General features: G+C 56.9%; 19 protein-coding genes. 17 read left to right on the top strand and 2 right to left on the bottom strand.

Features of this window, described 5'->3' with window-relative positions; translation table 11 throughout:
- Nucleotides 1-4: 4 nt before the first annotated feature.
- The 14 genes from cobA (at nt 5) to KE531_18015 (ending at nt 14268) form a co-directional block, all read left to right on the top strand.
- Nucleotides 5-1516, top strand: coding sequence for a uroporphyrinogen-III C-methyltransferase (gene cobA / locus KE531_18080; GenBank protein ID MBR9955503.1), 1512 nt, complete (start codon nt 5-7; stop codon nt 1514-1516).
- Complete coding sequence (gene cbiD / locus KE531_18075) at nt 1485-2720, top strand: cobalamin biosynthesis protein CbiD (protein ID MBR9955502.1); 1236 nt, start codon at nt 1485-1487, stop codon at nt 2718-2720. Before cobA ends, cbiD begins: the two co-directional genes overlap by 32 nt.
- Nucleotides 2701-3171 carry a GAF domain-containing protein gene (locus tag KE531_18070; GenBank protein MBR9955501.1) on the top strand — a complete coding sequence of 157 codons (471 nt, stop codon included), beginning with the start codon at nt 2701-2703 and terminating at the stop codon, nt 3169-3171. The genes cbiD and KE531_18070 overlap by 20 nt, the downstream gene beginning before the upstream one ends.
- A gap of 9 nt (nt 3172-3180) precedes the next feature.
- Nucleotides 3181-3942 (top strand): precorrin-4 C(11)-methyltransferase, encoded by a 762-nt coding sequence (gene cobM, locus KE531_18065; protein MBR9955500.1) that lies wholly within the window; start codon nt 3181-3183, stop codon nt 3940-3942.
- Complete coding sequence (gene cobJ, locus KE531_18060) at nt 3939-4676, top strand: precorrin-3B C(17)-methyltransferase (protein MBR9955499.1); 738 nt, start codon at nt 3939-3941, stop codon at nt 4674-4676. Before cobM ends, cobJ begins: the two co-directional genes overlap by 4 nt.
- Nucleotides 4673-6724 carry a precorrin-6y C5,15-methyltransferase (decarboxylating) subunit CbiE gene (cbiE, locus tag KE531_18055; protein ID MBR9955498.1) on the top strand — a complete coding sequence of 684 codons (2052 nt, stop codon included), beginning with the start codon at nt 4673-4675 and terminating at the stop codon, nt 6722-6724. Before cobJ ends, cbiE begins: the two co-directional genes overlap by 4 nt.
- An 11-nt stretch (nt 6725-6735) precedes the next feature.
- Entirely contained in the window at nt 6736-8109 is a 1374-nt protein-coding gene (locus KE531_18050; protein MBR9955497.1) for a cobyrinate a,c-diamide synthase, read from the top strand.
- Nucleotides 8093-9235, top strand: a complete 1143-nt coding sequence (gene cobT / locus KE531_18045) for a nicotinate-nucleotide--dimethylbenzimidazole phosphoribosyltransferase (protein MBR9955496.1) — start codon at nt 8093-8095, stop codon at nt 9233-9235. Before KE531_18050 ends, cobT begins: the two co-directional genes overlap by 17 nt.
- Nucleotides 9232-9984: an adenosylcobinamide-GDP ribazoletransferase gene (locus tag KE531_18040; GenBank protein MBR9955495.1), complete on the top strand. Its 753-nt coding sequence runs from the start codon at nt 9232-9234 to the stop codon at nt 9982-9984. The genes cobT and KE531_18040 overlap by 4 nt, the downstream gene beginning before the upstream one ends.
- 48 nt (nt 9985-10032) lie before the next feature.
- On the top strand, nt 10033-10668 hold the full coding sequence (locus KE531_18035; GenBank protein ID MBR9955494.1) for a histidine phosphatase family protein: 636 nt from the start codon (nt 10033-10035) through the stop codon (nt 10666-10668).
- Between the two features lie 38 nt (nt 10669-10706).
- Nucleotides 10707-11003 carry a hypothetical protein gene (locus KE531_18030; GenBank protein MBR9955493.1) on the top strand — a complete coding sequence of 99 codons (297 nt, stop codon included), beginning with the start codon at nt 10707-10709 and terminating at the stop codon, nt 11001-11003.
- A gap of 28 nt (nt 11004-11031) precedes the next feature.
- Complete coding sequence (gene cobD, locus KE531_18025; GenBank protein MBR9955492.1) at nt 11032-11997, top strand: cobalamin biosynthesis protein CobD; 966 nt, start codon at nt 11032-11034, stop codon at nt 11995-11997.
- 65 nt (nt 11998-12062) lie between these two features.
- Entirely contained in the window at nt 12063-13571 is a 1509-nt protein-coding gene (locus tag KE531_18020; protein MBR9955491.1) for a cobyric acid synthase, read from the top strand.
- 4 nt (nt 13572-13575) lie between these two features.
- Complete coding sequence (locus tag KE531_18015; GenBank protein MBR9955490.1) at nt 13576-14268, top strand: precorrin-8X methylmutase; 693 nt, start codon at nt 13576-13578, stop codon at nt 14266-14268.
- Here KE531_18015 and KE531_18010 read toward each other — a convergent pair.
- The gene (locus KE531_18010; protein MBR9955489.1) at nt 14240-15613 is read right to left on the bottom strand and encodes a HAMP domain-containing histidine kinase; all 1374 of its coding nucleotides are present in this window, start codon (nt 15611-15613) and stop codon (nt 14240-14242) included. The two genes, KE531_18015 and KE531_18010, sit on opposite strands and share 29 nt — an antisense overlap.
- Nucleotide 15614: 1 nt before the next feature.
- Nucleotides 15615-16289, bottom strand: coding sequence for a response regulator transcription factor (locus KE531_18005; GenBank protein ID MBR9955488.1), 675 nt, complete (start codon nt 16287-16289; stop codon nt 15615-15617).
- A gap of 146 nt (nt 16290-16435) precedes the next feature.
- Here KE531_18005 and KE531_18000 point away from each other — a divergent pair, with 146 nt between their 5' ends.
- From KE531_18000 to thiM, 3 genes are all read left to right on the top strand, one after another.
- Nucleotides 16436-17170, top strand: coding sequence for a hypothetical protein (locus tag KE531_18000; protein ID MBR9955487.1), 735 nt, complete (start codon nt 16436-16438; stop codon nt 17168-17170).
- 104 nt (nt 17171-17274) lie between these two features.
- Nucleotides 17275-18063 (top strand): bifunctional hydroxymethylpyrimidine kinase/phosphomethylpyrimidine kinase, encoded by a 789-nt coding sequence (thiD, locus tag KE531_17995; protein ID MBR9955486.1) that lies wholly within the window; start codon nt 17275-17277, stop codon nt 18061-18063.
- Nucleotides 18064-18076: 13 nt separating this feature from the next.
- A complete protein-coding gene (gene thiM, locus KE531_17990; GenBank protein ID MBR9955485.1) occupies nt 18077-18874 on the top strand; it encodes a hydroxyethylthiazole kinase in 798 nt (265 codons plus the stop codon).
- Nucleotides 18875-18943 lie beyond the last annotated feature (69 nt).

The following is an 18943-nucleotide window of genomic DNA, read 5'->3' as shown; positions in this document are numbered from 1 at the left end:
AGCCATGGAAAAACAGAAGGGATTCGTCTGGCTCGTGGGGGCAGGCCCGGGAGACCCGGGGCTCATTACGGTGCGCGGAAGAGAGCTGCTCCGTCAGGCCGAGGTGCTTGTCTATGACAGGCTGGCTTCGGCGGAATTTCTAAAGGAAGTACCGAAGGAATGTGAAAAAATTAACGTAGGAAAGGAGCCGGGACGCCACGGCAAAACCCAGGAGGAAATCAATGAAATTCTGGTGGAAAAGGCGCTGGAAGGAAAAATGGTGGTGCGGTTAAAGGGCGGAGACCCCTTTGTGTTCGGCCGCGGCGGCGAGGAGATCCTGGCGCTTTCCGAGCATGGAATCGCCTACGAGGTGGTGAGCGGCGTCACGTCGGCTGTGGCAGCGCCGGCCCATGCCGGGATTCCCGTGACCCACCGGGCGGTGAGCCGGAGTTTTCATGTGATTACCGGTCACACGGCCGCCGGCGGGGAATTTCTTCCCGAGGGATTCAAGGAGTATGCAAAGCTCTCCGGCACACTGTTATTTCTCATGGGGCTTTCCAATCTGGAAAAGATTGCTGCGGCGTTAATGGAAAACGGGAAAGATGCGGACACGCCTGCGGCCGTTGTCACGGACGGGACGTTACCGGGAGAGCGATGCGTCCGTGCGCCGTTAAAGGATTTGCCTTCTGCCGTGCGTGCGGCCGGTTTAAAATCGCCGGGGGTCATCGTTGTCGGCGAGACGGCTGCTTTTTCCATGCGTTACGGCGGGGAAATGCCTCTGGCCGGAGTTTCCATCGGGATTACGGGAACCGACGCGATCTTTGAAAAGCTGTCCCTGCGTCTTTCGGCTGTGGGGGCAAAGGTTTCGCGGGCGGCCGTTTCGCGGGTGGAAAAGGAAAACGGAGAGGCCCTTGAGACGGCGCTTAAGGAAATCGGGAAATATCACTGGATTGTATTCACAAGCCGGAACGCCATTGCGCTGTTTTTTGAGGCTGTGAAAGCCTGCCGGGTGGATCTTCGCGCCCTTGGCCATCTGAAATTTGCCGTGGTCGGGAAAGGCACCGGGGAATTTCTTGAGGGCTTCGGCTTTTACGCGGATTATATGCCGGAGGAATACACGACCCGGGCGCTGGCCGAAGGGCTGGCAAAACAGGTGATGGACGGCGAGGAAGTTTTGATCCCGCGGGCGAAGCAGGGCTCTCAGGTTCTTACGGAAATTCTTTCCGGGTGCGGAATTTCGTATCTCGACCTTCCGATTTACGATATCCGGACAGAGTCGCCTGATCTTAAAACGCTTTCGGGCCTTCACTACCTTACGTTCGAGAGCGGTTCCGGCGTCCGGGGGTTCTTTGCGGAAAACCCGGAGGAAAAGCGGAAGCTGTTTGAGACGGTGCGGCCTGTGTGCATCGGGAAGGTGACGGAACAGGTGCTTAAGGAATACGGCGTCGGCCATGCCGTGACGGCAGAAACTTATACGGCCGAGGGAATCGTGGAGGCGCTGCTTCGTGAGAGGGAACATGGAAGACGTTCGGTATAGAGATCGGAAATTTTTACGGCCCGGCTTTACGACGGGGACGTGCGCGGCGATGGCCGGAAAAGCGGCGGTGACGGCGCTCCTTACGGGATGCTTTCCGGATCATGTTTCCGTCGTGACGCCGGCGGGAAAGACGGTGACGGCGGTTGTGGAGAACGTATTGTTAGGTGTCCGGGAAGACGGCGGAAAGGTTTTTCGCTGCGCCGTAAGAAAAGATGCCGGTGACGACCCGGATGTGACGGACGGGCTTCTCATTTACTGCCAGGCGGAATTTTACTGTCAGGCAGACTCTGCCTGCGGGGAAGCGGAAGCTGGCCAGATTCTCATCCGCGGCGGCGCCGGAATCGGCCGCGTGACAAAGCCGGGGCTCGACCAGCCGCCGGGAGAGGCGGCCATCAACTCGGTGCCGCGTGCCATGCTGCGGGCGGAGGCAGCCGCGCTTTTGGAGGAAGCCGGGGAGACGAGAACGGTTCTCCTTACGGTGTCAGCGCCGGGCGGAGAGGAGATCGCCAAAAAGACTTTTAACCCTGTTTTGGGGATTGTGGGCGGCATCTCGATTCTCGGCACCAGCGGTATCGTAGAGCCCATGAGCGACGAGGCATTGACAGATACGATTTTTGCTCAGCTTAAGGTTTTAAGAGCCGCGGGAAGGCGTTGTTTTGCGGCTGTTCCCGGGCGGCTCGGGGCCGTCTGCTTAAGGGAACGGATCGGGGAAATTCCCGAGGACGAGATCGTCGTTTGCAGCAACTTTATCGGAAAAACCGTGGATATGGCGGCGGAGCTGGGCTTTACGGGCATGGTTCTCTGCGGACATCTGGGAAAGCTTGTGAAGCTTGGCTGCGGGATTATGAACACCCATTCGAGGGAAGGCGACGGCCGCATGGACACGCTCGTTTCCTGCTGTCTTGAGGCGGGGGCAGAGCTTTCCTTTTTGAAAAAGATTTTTCATGCCAATACGACGGAGGAGGCCTTTTCATTTATACGGGAAGAAGGGCTTTCCGAAGAAGTGACGGAGATTCTTTTAAAAAGAATTTCTCATTATCTGGGGCATCGGGCCCCGGAGGGCTTTCAGACCGGCGTCCTTTTATTTTCCCAGGAGGGCGGGTTCCTTGGAAGCAGTGCCGGGACGGATGCGCTTGCCAGGCGGCTCCTTATGGAGGCCGAAGAGAGAAGGAAGGAGAACGTACATGGAAGAAATGAAACTTAGAGAGACGCCGGACTATGCGCTTCTGGCGAGCCAGCTTGAGGCGCTCTGTGATGGGGTGGAGTACGACATTACGAACCTTGCCAATGCGTCGGCGCTTTTATACGATGCGCTCCCGGAGCTTAACTGGGCCGGGTTTTATCTTTTCCGGGACGGCGCCCTGCTTTTGGGGCCCTTTCAGGGGAAGCCGGCCTGCACGCGGATTGCCATGGGAAAGGGCGTCTGCGGGACGGCAGCGGCGCGTGGAGAGACGGTTCGTGTGGAAAATGTCCATGAATTTCCGGGACATATCGCCTGCGACTGCGCCTCCAATTCGGAGATTGTGATCCCGATTTATAAAGATCAGGCGCTTTACGGCGTCCTCGATATCGACAGCCCGAAGCTTTCCCGGTTCTCCAAAGAAGATGAAGAGGGGCTTTTGCAGTTTGTGCATGTCCTGGAAAACTATCTGTGAGGTTCAAGTATGGTACATTTTGTGGGCGCCGGCTGCGGCGCGGCAGATCTCATTACGGTGCGCGGGCAGAGGCTTATCCGGGAAGCCGACGTGATTATCTATGCCGGATCGTTAGTGAACCCGGAGCTTCTTTTGGAGGCACGTGACGGCTGTGAAATCCATGACAGCGCAAAGATGACGCTGGAAGAAGTGCTTGCTGTCATCAAAAAGGCGGAAGAAGAGAAGAAGACGACGGTGCGGCTCCATACGGGCGATCCCTGCCTGTACGGCGCCATTAAGGAGCAGATGGACGCGCTCTCCGAAATGGGCATCGAATACGACGTCTGCCCAGGCGTCAGTTCGTTTTTGGGGGCGGCGGCAAGCCTTAGAAAGGAGCTGACGCTTCCCGGCGTGACCCAGACCGTGATCCTCACGCGGATGCCTGGGCGGACGGCCGTGCCGGAGCGGGAGAGCTTCCGGGCATTGGCGTCCCACGGCGCGACCATGGCCGTGTTTTTAAGTGCCGGGCTTTTGGGCGAGATGGAAGAGGAATTGCAGGCGGCCGGATACGGCGCCGATACGCCTGCGGCCATCGTCTATAAGGCCACATGGCCGGAGGAAACGGCCGTGTCCTGTACGGTTTCCACATTAAAAAAGGCGGCCGAAGAGGCGGGCATCAAAAAGACAGCCATGATTTTTATCGGCGATGCGCTTGGGACAGAGGACTATGAAAAATCCAGGCTTTATGCCGCGGATTTTACGACGGGATACAGAAAGGGGAAGACGCCATGAAAAAGCTTTTCGTTGTGGGCATCGGGCCCGGCGACTATGAATCCATGACAATCCGGGCCGAAAAGGCCTTAAAGGAATGCAGCGTCATCGTCGGTTACACGGTCTATGTGGAGTTGATCGAAGAATTTTTCCCGGGAAAGGAATTCCTGACGACACCCATGCGCCAGGAAAAGGAGCGGTGCCGCATGGCATTTTCAGAGGCGGAAAAAGGGAAGACCACGGCGATGATTTGCAGCGGGGACGCCGGTGTCTACGGCATGGCCGGGCTGATCTATGAGATCGGAACGGAATTCCCCGAGGTGGAAATCGAGATTGTCCCCGGCATCACGGCGGCCCTTTCCGGCGCGGCGCTTCTTGGCGCGCCGCTGACCCATGATTTTGCCGTTATCAGCCTGAGCGACCTTTTGACGCCGTGGGAGAAGATCGAGAAACGGCTCCTTGCCGCCGCAGAGGCGGATTTTTCCATCTGCCTTTACAACCCGGCCAGCAAAAAGCGGGCCGATTATTTAAGGCGGGCCTGCGAGCTCCTTTTAAAATCCCGGCCGGCGGAGACGGTCTGCGGGATTGTGAGGAATATCGGCCGCGACGGGGAAGAGAAAAAGCTTATGAGCCTTGGCGAGCTCCGTGACTATGAAGCCGACATGTTTACGACCGTGTTTATCGGAAACAGCCAGACCTTCCTGGAAGGGCGGGACAGTCAGGTTATGGTGACGCCGAGAGGGTACCGCCTATGATAAAGAAGATTTGTCTGTTTGCCGGCACCACCGAGGGCCGGCTTTTGGCAAAACGGCTGGAGGCGTCCGGCGTCCTTGCCGACGTCTTTACGGCCACGGAATACGGGAAGGAGGAGATCCCGGCCGGCCATTTTGTGAAGGTGTTTTCCGGGCGGATGGATGCCGTCTTGATGGAGGAACAGCTTAAACGTGAGGACTACCTTCTGGCGGCTGATGCGACCCATCCGTTTGCAGGAGAAGTCTCGGAAAACATCCGTCTTGCATGCGAGAAAACAGGGACAGAATATGTGCGAATTCTGCGGGCAGGAGACAGAATCTGTGCGGATTCTGCGGACAGGGGGACGGAAGGCGGCGCTGCGGGGGCAGCCTCCGGTACCTCCGGCGGAAACGTCTTTGTCTTTCCGGAGCTTTCAGACGCCGTTGAATTTTTAAAGGGCACCGAAGGAAATATTCTCGTGACGACCGGGAGCAAGGAGCTGGGGGCGTTCTGTGCCCTCCCCGGGTGGGAGTCGCGGGTTTTTGCGCGGGTGCTCTCCCTGCCGGAGGTGGTGGAGACCTGCGGCCGCATGGGTTTTTACGGGAAACACCTGATTGCCATGCAGGGGCCGTTTTCCGCGGACTTAAACCTTGCCATGCTAAACAGCGTGCAGGCCAAATGGCTTGTGACGAAGGAGTCCGGTACGGCCGGGGGCTTTCCGGAAAAGGCGGAGGCAGCCTGGCGCGCCGGTGCCGGCCTCATCGTAATCGGAAGGCCTGCGGAGACGGGGCTTTCTTTTGAGGATGCCGTTTCCCTTTTAGAGGAACGGCTTGGCTGTGCGTTAAAGGGCGCCGGACGGCGGCTGCGCCTGGTGGGAGCCGGGCCGGGGGATCTTTCGATGCTTACAAAACGGGCACGCGAGGCGTTTTCCTCCTGCCAGTTGATCGCAGGTTCCAAGAGGCTTGCGGAGAGCCTTAAAGGCTTTGGAAAGCCGGTGCTCTGTGAGTACCAGCCGCAAAAGCTCCTTTCGTTTCTTTTGGAGCACCCGGAATACGAGGACACCTGCGTAGCGCTCTCCGGGGACACGGGCTTTTACAGCGGGGCAAAAGGGCTTCTTGAGGCTTTCAAAGGCCGGCCGGATTTTTCTGTTGAGGTGATTCCCGGCATTTCCTCGGTGGGCTTTTTCTTTTCCAGAATCGGAAGCTCCTGGGAGGATGTGCGGTTTGTGAGCCTTCACGGGCGGGAAGCCGATATTGCGGCGGCCGTCAGGCGCCATGGACGGGTGCTCTTTCTGGCCGGCGGGGCGGATGCCTTAAAAAAAGTCTGTGCCGCCCTTTTGAGCGCCGGGATGGAGCAGACAAAGATAACTGTCGGCGAAAACCTTTCCCTGCCGTCGGAATGCATTGACGTTGGGACACCAGAGGAACTGAAAGACAGGGAGCTTTCGCCGCTTTCGCTGATTCTTGCGGAAAATCCCGGGGCAGGACATGTAAGGCTCACCCACGGGCTTTCGGACGCAGAATTCCTGCGGGGCGATGTGCCGATGACAAAGCAGGAGGTGCGCGCCGTTTCCCTTGCCAAGCTGGAGCTTACGGAACATGCCGTCGTCTATGACATCGGAGCGGGAACGGGTTCCGTATCCGTCGAGTGCGCCAGGCTTTCCGAGACGGTTTCCGTTTACGCGGTGGAGCGCGATCCGGAGGCCCTTGCGCTTCTGGAGGAAAATAAAAGGAAATTCTGTCTGGAGAACCTGCATATTGTAAGCGGCGAGGCGCCGGGGGCCTTTTCCGGCCTTCCGGCCCCGACCCATGTGTTTGTGGGCGGAAGCGGCGGGCACATGAAGGAGATCCTTTCGGCAGTCCTGGAAAAAAACAGGGAAGCCCGCGTTGTGGTGAACCTAATTACGCCGGAATCCCTTGGAGCCGTCCTGGAATTTATCCGGGAGGCGGGAATCCGGGATGAAGAGATGGTACAGCTTTCGGCGGCCAGGTCGAGGCGGGCCGGAAAAAGCCATCTGATGATGGGGCAGAACCCTGTCTGGATCGTATCGTTTACAGGGAAGGGAGAGTAAAGCCCATGGAAATACGGTTTCCGAGATTTTTAGCGGCGGCCGCCGCCAGCGGACAGGGGAAAACCATGCTGACCTGCGCCCTGTTAAAGCTCCTTTCCGATGAAGGGCATTCGGTACGCGCCTTTAAATGCGGCCCGGACTACATCGACCCCATGTTCCACAGCCGCGTTCTGGGGATCCCCTCTTATAACCTGGACAGCTTTTTCCTAAGGCCTGATACCTTGCGGTTCCTTCTCGGACGCCACGGGGGAGTTTCGGGCGCTGTCGGCGTTTTGGAGGGCGTCATGGGCTATTACGACGGGCTTTCCGGCCTTTCCGACCGGGCCAGCGCCTATGAAATCGCAAAGCTTACGAAGACGCCTGTGGTGCTCATTGCGGATGCGTCCAGGACAAGCCTTTCGGTACTGGCCCTGATACGCGGCTTTCTGGAGTTTCGGAAGGACAGCCAGATTGCAGGCGTGATTTTTAACCGTTTATCCCCGTCCCTGTATCCGGGGCTTAAAAAGGCTGCGGAGGCGGAGCTTCCCGTCCGCGTCCTGGGCTATGTGCCTGTTTTAAAGGACATTTCCTGGGAGAGCCGCCATCTGGGGCTTCTGAGACCGGAGGAAATCCGGGGCTTTAAGGAGCAGACGGAGGCGCTTGCCGAAGCAGTTGGGAAAACCATAGACCTGGAAGGCCTCATGGAGCTGGCGGACTCGGCGCCGCCCCTTTCCTTTACCCCGCCGGACATCCCCGTTTTACCGGGAAAACCAAAGATCGCGGTGGCGATGGATGAGGCGTTCTGCTTTTATTACCGGGACAATCTGGAGCTTTTGGAGGCCATGGGAGCCAGGATCTCGTACTTTTCCCCGCTTCATGACAAAAAGCTTCCGGAGGGGACGGACGGGCTCTATCTTGGCGGCGGCTACCCGGAGCTTTATGTGCGGGAGCTTTCCGAAAACCGCGCCATGCGTATGGCCGTAAAAAGTGCCCTTTCCGATCAGATGCCGTGCATTGCGGAGTGCGGCGGCTTTTTATACCTGAAGGAGGAACTGGAGGATCAGGCGGGAAACGCATATCCGATGGCGGGATATCTTCCGGGACGCGGTTTTTATACGGGAAAGCTTGGCCGGTTCGGCTATGTGACGGTTTCTTCAAAAGAGAAGGAGCTGCTTTTTGGAGACAAGTCCCCGGCTCATGAATTCCATTACTGGGATACGACGGAAAATGGGACAGACTATACGGCAGTCAAGCCATTGACGGGGAGAAATTGGGAATGCGGCTTCGGAAGGACGGATTTTTATGCCGGATTCCCCCACTTTCATTTTTACAGCTCCATGCCGGCGGGCTTTCTGAAAGCGGCGTGCAGAAGGAGAGAAAGGACGGGACATGGGACAGTTGACTGAAGCAGAAATCATAAAAAGGCAGCTCGCAGGCGTGAAGCCGTTGGACAAAAAGGCCATGGAGACGGCAAAGAAGCGGTGGAATTCCATCGCAAAGCCCATCGGGAGCCTGGGACTTCTGGAGGCAGACCTTGTGCAGATGGCGGGCATCCGCGGGACGGCAGACGGCATGTTTCCCCTAAAGACGGCCCTGGCGGTCATGTGCGCCGACCACGGCGTCGTGGCGGAGGGCGTCAGCCAGACCGGCCAGGAAGTGACGCGGATCGTGGCGGAAAATTTCACGTCGGGAAAGACGTGTACCTCGGCCATGTGCAGGATTTCCGGCACCGATATTTTCCCGGTGGACATGGGGATGCTGGGAGAGCGGGGCGGCGTTTTAAATCTGGAGCCGTTTCGTCTTCTTGATCGGAAAATCCGTCAGGGGAGCGGAAACATTGCGAGAGAACCGGCCATGAGCCTTAAGGAGTGCAGAAGCGCCCTGCTGTCCGGCATGGAGTTGGCCGGGGACTTAAAGGATATGGGATATGACCTCCTTGCAACCGGAGAGATGGGTATCGGGAACACGACGCCGACGAGCGCCCTTTCTGCCGTCTTACTTGGCATCTCGCCGGAGGAAGCTACGGGCCGCGGCGCCGGCCTTTCCGATGAAGGCTTAAAGCGGAAGAAAGAGGCGGTTTCCATGGCAGTAGCCCGTTTTTTTGCGGCCCATCCGGACTTTGACGGGGAAAAGGCCTCGGGCGAAGAGGCCGTGATGCTTCTTTCCGAGCTTGGCGGCTTTGACATTGCCGGGATCTGCGGCCTATTTTTGGGCGGCGCCGTCCACCGGCTCCCTGTGGTTATCGACGGCTTTATCTCGGCGGCGGCGGCGCTTTTAGCCGTCCGGATTTTCCCGGGGACGAGAGATTTCCTTCTGGCCTCCCATGTGTCGTCGGAGCCGGCCGCAAAGCGCGTCATGGAAGCCCTTTCCATAAAGGCGCCCATGGATTTCGGCATGCATCTGGGAGAGGGGAGCGGCGCCGTGGCGCTTTTTCCGCTTCTTACCATGGCGGCGGCCGTCTATGAGGGCATGAGCACCTTTGATGACATCGCGGTTAAAGCCTACGAGGACTACGAAGGAGAGAGAACATGAAGCCGTTTTTCATCGCCATTTCCATGTATTCCAGGCTTCCTGCGCCGCAGTTTCCATGGGAGGAAAAGGACAGGCGGCGTGCCATCTGCTTTTTCCCCTGCGTGGGGATTTTTGTGGGCGCGGCCTTCCTTCTGGCCTTCTGGCTTCTGGAACGGATGGGGGCCAACGCCCTTTTAAAAGGGGCTGTTCTGGCCGCAGTGCCGCTCCTTGTAACCGGCGGTATCCACATGGACGGCTTTCTGGACACCTGTGACGCCAGGGCTTCCTGGGGAGACAGAGAGAAGAAGTTAGAAATCTTAAAGGATTCCCACACAGGCGCCTTTGCCGTCATAAGCGGCGTTTTGTACCTGCTTCTTCTGGCCGGCGTCTACTCGATGCTCACCTGGGAGGAGGCAAAGCCTGCGGCGGCAGGATTTGTCCTTTCGCGGGCCTTCAGCGGACTTTCGGTGGCCCTTCTTCCAAACGCCAGGGGAAGCGGCATGCTTTCAGAGCTTACAAAAGACAGCAGCCAGAAAAAAACGGCGGCGGCCATGGCCTTCTGGATTTTGCTTTCAGGAGCGGCAGCCGCTTTGGGAAATCTTACAGGCGGTGTGTTTTCGCTTCTTTTTTCCGGTATTACCTGGATTTCTTTCTGCCGCATGGCGAAAAAGGAATTCGGCGGGATTACCGGCGATCTGGCGGGATATTTTCTGGAACTCTGCGAGCTTACGCTTTCGGCTGGGCTCCTTCTTTCCGGCCGGCTTTTGTAGTTTCCTGCGGGCCATGCCCTGTCAGGATACATCCGTAAGGAGAATTTTATGGAACTTATTTTTTTCAGGCACGGCGCCACAGACGGGAACCGGGAACACCGCTACATCGGGTCGACAGACGAGCCGCTTTCCGGGGAGTGCCGCGAACTTTTAAAAAAGAACGGAACACGGGAACGCATACAAGGTCTGATTTCCTCCGGGATTTCTGCCATTTATACGAGCCCCATGGAACGATGCAGGGAGACGGCCGAGCTCCTGTTTCCAAAAGAGCGGTATCCCGATCTTTTGCGGCGGGAGATTCCAGACTTTCGGGAATGCGAGTTCGGCGAATTTGAGGGGAAAACCTACAAGGAGCTTCTCGGCCACCAGGCGTATCAGGAATTTCTGCGGACAGGGAAAATTGAAAAATTTCCGGGCGGCGAAGCTGTCGCAGCCTTTAAGGAGAGGACAAAGCAGGCATTTTTGAAGCTTTCCGGGGAATTTTCGCCTGCCGAACCATGCACCGCGGTGTTTGTCGTCCACGGCGGGACGATTATGACGCTTTTTGAGGCATACGCAGAACCGGCGAAGGGCTATTATGACTGGCAGCTAAAAAACCTGGAAGGGTACCGCGCCGTACTTTCCCGGGAACCTCTGCGTCTTACAAATGTTGCAAGAACCGGCGAATGGTGGTATAATCCTTAAACAGACAGTACAACGAAAAGAAAAGGACGGACTTTCACATGGTAGTATTTTTTCTCTTGCTCTTAAGCGCATGCTTCCTGATCTACGGCGGCCTCGTGATTACGAGAAAATTCACCCCGCCGACGTCAAAGCTTCTGATTGAGGAAGATGCGGATCTGAATGCCTGGTGCAAAACGGAAGGCTTTGCGAAAATCCTCTGGGGGCTGGATCTGGCATTTTTAGCCCTTTACTTCCAGCAGGTTTTCCTGCCGGTGGTCTGGCAGGCTCTGTTTTTGATCCTGACGGTGTACATCATCATTCTGGCATATAAAAACAACCAGAAATACATGAAATAACATTAGAAAGCTGCATTGGAGAAACGACATGATAAGCAGGCCTGAACTTGCAGCCATACTGTTATCCGGATATCTTCTGGATCTTCTCCTTGGGGACCCGCGCTGGATTTATCATCCGGTGCGCCTCATGGGGCTTATGATCGAGGGGACGGAACGCCTGGTGCGCCGCTTTTGCGAAAGGAGCGAAAAAGCTCTTCTGGCAGGCGGCGTTTTTCTGGTGGTTCTCGTCCTTTTCGAAACGGCGTTCTTTTTCGGCGGGATCCTTTTTGCCGCCTTCACTTTAAACCGCATGGCCGGCCTTTTTGTGTCGGTCTTTTTCTGCTGGCAGGCGCTGGCCGTCCGCTCCTTAAAGACCGAGAGCATGAACGTGTACCGAGAACTGAAAACCGGGACGCTGGCGGACGCCAGGAAGGCCGTCTCCAGGATCGTCGGCCGCGACACAAAGGCGCTGACATTCGAGGGAGTGACGAAGGCAGCCGTGGAAACTGTGGCGGAAAATACGTCTGACGGAGTTGTGGCTCCGCTTTTTTATCTGGCTCTCGGCGGCCCGCTTTTGGGGCTTCTCTATAAGGCCGTCAACACCATGGACTCCATGGTGGGCTATAAAAATGACAAATACCTGTTTTTCGGCCGGGCGGCGGCAAAGCTTGACGACGCGGCCAATTTTCTGCCGTCCAGGCTGTCGGCGCTTCTCATGATTGCGGCGGCCTTTCTTTCGGGGCTTGACTGGCGGGGGGCATGGCGGATTTTTAAGCGCGACCGATTCTGCCACGCAAGCCCCAATTCGGCCCAGACGGAGGCTGCCTGCGCCGGGGCGCTTGGGATCCGGCTGGCCGGGGACGCCTGGTATTTCGGAACGCTTTATAAAAAGCCGTTCATCGGCGATGACAGACGGCCGCCGGTACCGGAGGACATCCGCCTGGCCTGCCGGCTCTTATATTGGACAGCCTTTCTTTCAGCGGCGCTTTTTTGCGGGATCCAGCTCTTATTTTGACAGGGAATGGGCTTTGCGCCGCGAAACGGCAGTCTCCCAGTCCGGAAACAGTCAGGAGGAATCATATGGCGAAGGTAATTATGATACAGGGAACCATGTCAAACGCCGGGAAGAGCTTTCTCGCCGCCGGCCTCTGCCGGATTTTTAAGGAGGACGGCTTCCGGCCGGCGCCTTTTAAGTCCCAGAACATGGCTCTCAATTCTTTTATCACAAAAGAAGGGCTGGAGATGGGCCGCGCCCAGGTGATGCAGGCGGAGGCGGCCGGTGCAGAGCCGGAGGTGGCCATGAACCCGATCTTATTAAAGCCCACGTCGAACATGGGCTCACAGCTCATCGTAAACGGCGTCGTCCGCGGGAATTATCCGGCGGCCGAGTATTTTAAGATGAAAAAGAGCCTGATCCCGGAAATTAAAAAGGCATACGAGACGCTGGCGGCCAAATACGACGTGATTGTCATCGAGGGGGCAGGGAGCCCGGCGGAGATCAACCTGCGGGAAAATGACATCGTAAACATGGGGCTTGCAGAGCTTCTTGACGCGCCGGTGCTTTTGGCAGGCGACATCGACAGGGGCGGCGTGTTTGCCCAGCTTTATGGCACGGCGGCGCTTCTTTCGGAAGCGGAGCGGGCGCGGATTAAAGCCTTTATTATCAACAAATTCCGCGGCGACAAGGAGATTTTAAAGCCTGGCCTTGCCATGCTCTATGACAGGATCCCGATTCCGGTGGCCGGAGTAGTACCATATATGGAAGCGGATATCGACGACGAGGACAGCCTGGCAGAGCGGCTTTCCGGGCAGGAAAAAGAAAAGTTTTCCCATGCGTTTGCGCGGATTGCCGTGGTGCGCCTCCCGCGGATCTCAAACTTTACGGATTTCAACGTGCTGGAGCGGCTTCCCGGCATCGCACTTTCTTATGTGACGCGGCCGGGAGAGGTTTCTGACGCCGACATGGTGATCCTGCCCGGCTCGAAAAATACCATGGGCGACCTCAAATGGCTCCGGGAATCGGGGCTTGAGGCGGCCATTTTAAGGCGGGCCGCAGACGGCGCCGTGATTTTCGGCGTCTGCGGCGGCTTCCAGATGCTTGGTGAAGCGCTTTCCGACCCGGACGGCGTCGAGGAGGGCGGAAACCTGGCCGGTATGGGGCTTTTGCCGGTGACAACCGTCTTCGGCACGGAAAAGACGACGACGAGAGTGGAGGGCGAAGCAGACGGCCTTGGCACGTCAGTTCCTCTTGAGGGCTATGAGATCCACATGGGCGAGACGCTCCGGCACGGCGGAAGCCCGTTCTCCCATATCAGAGAGACGGCCGGCGGGAGCGGAGAGAAAGAGGACGGCTGCGTCCAGGGCATGATCTTTGGAACCTATGTCCACGGTGCTTTTGATTCTGAGGCCGTCTGCGGCCGTATTAGAGAACTGCTCGCAGAGAAAAAGCATGTTTCCGCGGCAGAGTATGAAACCGGCGGGCTTACGGTTTCGGAGTATAAGGAACAGCAGTATGACAAGCTGGCAAAAGGACTCCGGGAGAGCCTTGACATGGATATGATTTATAAGATTTTAAACCAGGAGATGTAAACGGATGGACTGGAATCTGGAATTAAAGGAACGGACAGGGATCAATTTCCTGGCGACAAAGCCGGCGGAAATTGAAAAGAAAAGCTTTGAGATCATAAAAAGGGAGCTGGGAGAGGAATTTCTCGCCTCTTACCCGGAAAAGCAGCTTCCGCTTCTTCTTCGCGTGATCCACACGACGGCGGATTTTTCCTATAAAGACAGCCTTTTTCTGTCGGATGGGGCCATGGAGGCCGGCTGGAACGCCATAAAAGCAGGGCTTCCCATTGTAACCGACACAACCATGGCGGCATCCGGCATCAACAAGGCGGCTGCCGTCCGTCTGGGGATTTCGGTTCACTGCTTTATCGGGGACGAGGACGTAAAAAAAGCCGCGGCGGAAAGCGGCATGACCAGGTCGGCGGCGAGTGTGGACAAGGCAGCCAGACTCATGCCGGACTGCATCTATGCGGTAGGAAATGCGCCGACGGCCCTGATGCGCCTGTATGAGCTGACGATGGAAAAAAAGATCCGGCCGGCCCTGGTGATCGGCATGCCGGTGGGCTTTGTAAACGTGGAGGAGGCGAAGGAGCTGATTCTGCGGCTTCATGTCCCCTGCATCGTCGGCCGCGGCAGAAAAGGCGGCAGCAACGTGGCCGCCGCCGTCTGCAACGCGCTTTTGTATTCGCTTCCTAGCTCCGGGGATTTTCCGGGAGCGTGAGAGTAAAGACCGTCCCTTTATCTGGCTCGCTTTCCACAAAAACCGTTCCCCGGTGGAGCTCCAGGATCCATTTTACCATGGAAAGCCCGAGGCCTGTCCCGGAGCGTCCCATGGAATTGGAGGCGCGGTAGAACCGGTTCCATATCATCGAAAGCTCTTCTTTTGGGATTCCCACGCCGGTATCCTTCACGCATACCGTGCAGACATGGTTTTCAAGGGAGAGGCCGATGGAGACCGTGCCGCCTTCCCGGTTATAGACGACGGCATTCTGGACGAGGTTCGTGAGAGCCCGCACCAGAAGGGACTGATCCGCCGTGATTAAGACGTCCGGCTGGAGGTCGGTGACGATGCGAAGGCCGGCCGTTTCCGCCTGGAGTTCCATTTCCTCGGCCACCATGGCGCAGAGCTCCGTCATGTCCACTGTCTCCCATTCCGGCTTTAATTTCCCGTTGTCGGCCCGGGCGAGCTCTAAAAGCTGTGCGATGAGCCGCGACATGCGCTTTGCCTGGCGCAGGATGGTTTCCAAAGAATCCTTCATTTCGCCGCTGTCGCCAGTGTGCTCCAGGGCATATTCCGCCTGGGAAACGATGATGGCTGCCGGCGTCCGGAGCTCGTGGGAGGCGTCGGAGGTGAACTGCTTTTCCGTGTCAAAGGACTGCTGGAGGCGGGAGAACATCCGGTTAAAGGTGGAGGCGAGCTGTGCCACCTCATCCTTAGAAGCCGGCGGGGCGTCAATCCGCCTGGAAAGGTCGCCGCCGTCCCCGATGGCATCGGCCGTTCTGCGGATGTCGTCGATGGGCCGGAAGGCGCGCCTGGTGATGAGAAAGCCGCCGCCTGCGGCCGCCAGAAGAAAGAGCGGCACGGAGAGTACGGCCACGCGGCGCATCATCTGGAAGGTGCCGTAGACATTGGACACCAGGCAGACGCCGCGGAACCAGACCGGGATTTCCCCGACCATGCGGTACACGTCATAAACCATCCAGGATTCCCCGTTTTCCTCCACGATTTTTGTCTCCTCCGATTCCAAAAGGGCGTTCACATATCCGCGGACGCTGTTTCGCGGCGCGATGAGACGCCCCTGGCTGTCGTAGAGGAAGACGGAGACCTCATTTTTATAGAAAGGCACGTCTTCGGTCTCCAGCTCGCCGCCTTCATAGGCCGTCACGGCGGCCGCCTCCTCCACGACAAGATGGAGGCTTGTGCGGTAGTTCTGCAAAAGCATGCGGTCGGAGAGCCAGAAAATATAAGAGAGGCCCACAAAGAGCAGGACGGCCATGAGCACCGTGTACCAGATGGTGACGCGCGTCTTGATGGACCAGTTTTTTATGGAGAGGCGTCGTTTCAACTCAGCTTCCCTCCTTAATCACATAGCCGCTGCCGCGGACGGTGTGGATCAATTTTTTCTCAAAGGGAGCGTCGATTTTCTTTCGGAGATACCGCATGTACACGTCCACTACGTTGGAGCCGCCTTCAAAATCGTAATTCCAGACGTGTTCCTCGATGCGGCTTCTGGAAAGCACCATGCCTTTGTTGTGCATCATGTATTCCAGGATGGCGTATTCCTTGGCGGAAAGGGAGATTTCCGTCCCGGCCCGCGTGACCTGGTGGGTGGCGAGATCCATGATAAGATCCCCGAGCACAAGCCTGTTGGAGGCCTCATTGGAGCGGCGCCTTAAGATGACGCGGATCCTCGCCAGAAGCTCGTCAAAAGCAAAGGGCTTTGTCAGATAGTCGTCGGCCCCGTTGTCGAGCCCCGTGACCCGGTCTTCGATGCTGTCTCTGGCAGTCAGGAGAAGAACCGGCGTTTTCATCCCTTTTTTCCGTATATTTTTTAAGACCGTGATCCCGTCGGCGCCGGGGAGCATCACATCGAGAAGAATCAGATCGTAGGGAGTATGTTCGATATAATACTGGGCATCCTTCCCGTTATCACAGGTATCGACGCCGTAGCCCTCCGCCTTCAGGCGCTTGGCCGTGATTTCCTTAAGATCCGGCTCGTCTTCCACAACTAAAATCCGCATATGGTCTGCCTCCTTTATCTGCATGTTCCTATGGAGACAGTTTACCATTTTTTCTTTTTCAGGTGAAGGGTTTTTAATGTTATTTTCATGTTTCGCGGTTATACTGAGGTCAAAGATAAGAAAAAGGCATGGGAAAGGAGAACCATATGAGAAAGAAGAGTTATTTTGCAGCAATCCTTTTGGCGATAACTTTAACCGGGTGCTCAGGACAAACGGCGCAGCCGACCCAGGAGGTCATGCCCCAGAACGTCCCCTCGGACATTACGGCGGCCCAGACGGCAGCAGAGACGGAAACCGAGGCCATGACTGAAGCCGTGACAGAAGCAGCCGTTTCCGCATCGGCCGGCACAGAGGCGGCCGCTCCCGCAGTCTCCGGGACGTCGGCTTCTTCGGCGGAAGAAACACCGGAAGAGCTTTTGGGCAGGCTGTACCTTGTGAAAGCGGAAGAGGAAGCGTTAGATGTGGAAGAGGATCTTCTGGAGGCCGACGTGCGGACAGGTAAGCTTACGAGAGAGGAATTTCTCCAGAAAGAAATGGAGCTGGAACAAAAAGAGGACGCCCTGGATCTTTCCGAGGATGAAATCGAGCTGGCCTTAAAGAAACAGTTCTGGACCAGCGGGAGCCTTCTCCCCGAGGACTTTGCCGCTTCGCTGGAATCCATGGAGTTAGAAGAGCTTTTGAACCTGTTAAGGGAAAATGAGCTGGAAGAGGATAAAAACGAGCTGGAGGAAGACCGCCTGAAAATGCAGTATTTAAACGGGGAGATTACGAGAGAGGCTTTCCTCACGGCTCAGGCGGAGCTTGAGAGAGCAAGCGATCTTTTAGAGGCGAAAGAAGACATGATCGAGTACAGACTGAAGCTTTTGGGGTGGGATGACTGATGCCTTCCGCGAATTGACTTTCGGTCTCAAACATGCTATTGTAAAAAAAGGCTTACAGATGCCTGCCGTGTTCTGCGGCAGGCATATTTTTTCAGGAGGTACATATGAAAACAGCACTCAGCATTGCAGGCTCCGACTGCAGCGGCGGAGCCGGAATCCAGGCAGATATCAAAACCATGTCGTCCCTCGGCGTGTTCGGCATGAGCGTCATCGTATCGGTGGTGGCGGAAAATACCAGCCGGGTGATTTCCATTGAGGACGTGTCCCCGAAGGTCATCGCCGACCAGATCGACGCGGTTTTTGAAGATATTGAGGTAAATGCGGTGAAGGTGGGCATGCTTTCGACGCCGGAATGCATGAAAACCGTGGCGGAAAAGCTTCGCCAGTATCAGCCGGAGCATGTGGTGATCGACCCGGTCATGTATGCGAAAAACGGCTGTCCCCTGATGCAGGAGACGTCCATCGGCACGCTCATTGAGACTGTGATCCCGTTAGCGACGCTTCTTACGCCCAACATCCCGGAGGCGGAGAAAATCGCCGGCATGGAGATTAAGACGGCGGAGGATATGAAGACGGCGGCAAAGAAGATTGCTGACATGGGGGCAAAGGCCGTTCTCGTAAAGGGCGGTCATTACATGGGGGATGCCCAGGACATTTTATACGACGGGAGCAGGTACCACACCTTTGTGGAAAAACGGATCCACACGAAAAACACCCATGGCACCGGCTGTACGCTCTCCAGCGCCATCGCCTCGTACCTGGCCCTGGGGGAGAGCCTCCCGGACGCCGTGAAGAAGGCTAAGGAGTATGTGACGGGCGCCATCGAGCACTCCCTGGAGATTGGAAAGGGCTGCGGCCCGACGAACCATTTCTTCCGGTTCTATAAAGATTAGGGGGGATTTTTTCATGAATGTCATGGAACATCTCAGGAAAAAGAACCCGCTCATCCACTGCATCACCAATTACGTGACGGCCTGCGACGTGGCAAACGCCGTTCTGGCCGTGGGCGGCTCGCCGATCATGGCCGATGCGCCGGAAGAGTCCTCAGAAGTGACGGGAATGGCCGATGCCCTCGTCATCAATCTCGGCATGTTAAACAGCGGGAAGCGGGAGGCCATGTTCCGTTCCTGCAAAAAAGCAGGAGAGCTGGGGCTTCCGATTGTCTTAGACCCGGTCGGCGTGGGCATTTCTGCGTTCCGGAGAGAGACGGCCGCAGAGCTTTTAAAAGCGTTTCCGTTCGCGGCCATCCGCGGGAACCTGTCGGAGATATCCTATCTCTGCGGCCTGCCGGCGGCAGAAAAAGGCGTCGACAGCGGCGCGGGAACAGGAGAGGGCGCCGCTATTTTTGCAGCCAGGAAAGCGGCAAAGGATTACAGAACGACCGTCGTCGTGACGGGCGCCGAGGACATCGTTTCCGACGGAACCCGCACGGCAAAAATTGCAAACGGCGTCCCCGAAATGCGGCAGATTACGGGAATGGGCTGCATGCTTTCCGGGATTCTCGGCGCATGCGCCGCGGCAGAGCCGGACACGTTCCAGGCGGCCGTCACAGCCGCAGCCGCCATGGGAATCGCCGGGGAGTCTTCCCTGGAGGGCATTGGAAAAAATGGTGTAGGAAGTCTCCATGTGGGGATTTTGGATGCCCTTGGCCGGATGGACGATGAGACTGTGCGGCTGCGGGGGAAAATCAAGTATGATGAGTAGGGAAAAGGCCGTTTTATGCGGCTTTTTTCATTTCATGGGAAACGGTGCTCCCTATGAAACAAAAGCGCT

Source organism: Eubacteriaceae bacterium Marseille-Q4139 (genome assembly GCA_018223415.1).
Lineage (GTDB): Bacteria > Bacillota > Clostridia > Lachnospirales > Lachnospiraceae > CABSIM01.
This window is presented reverse-complemented; position numbering and strand designations above follow the sequence as displayed.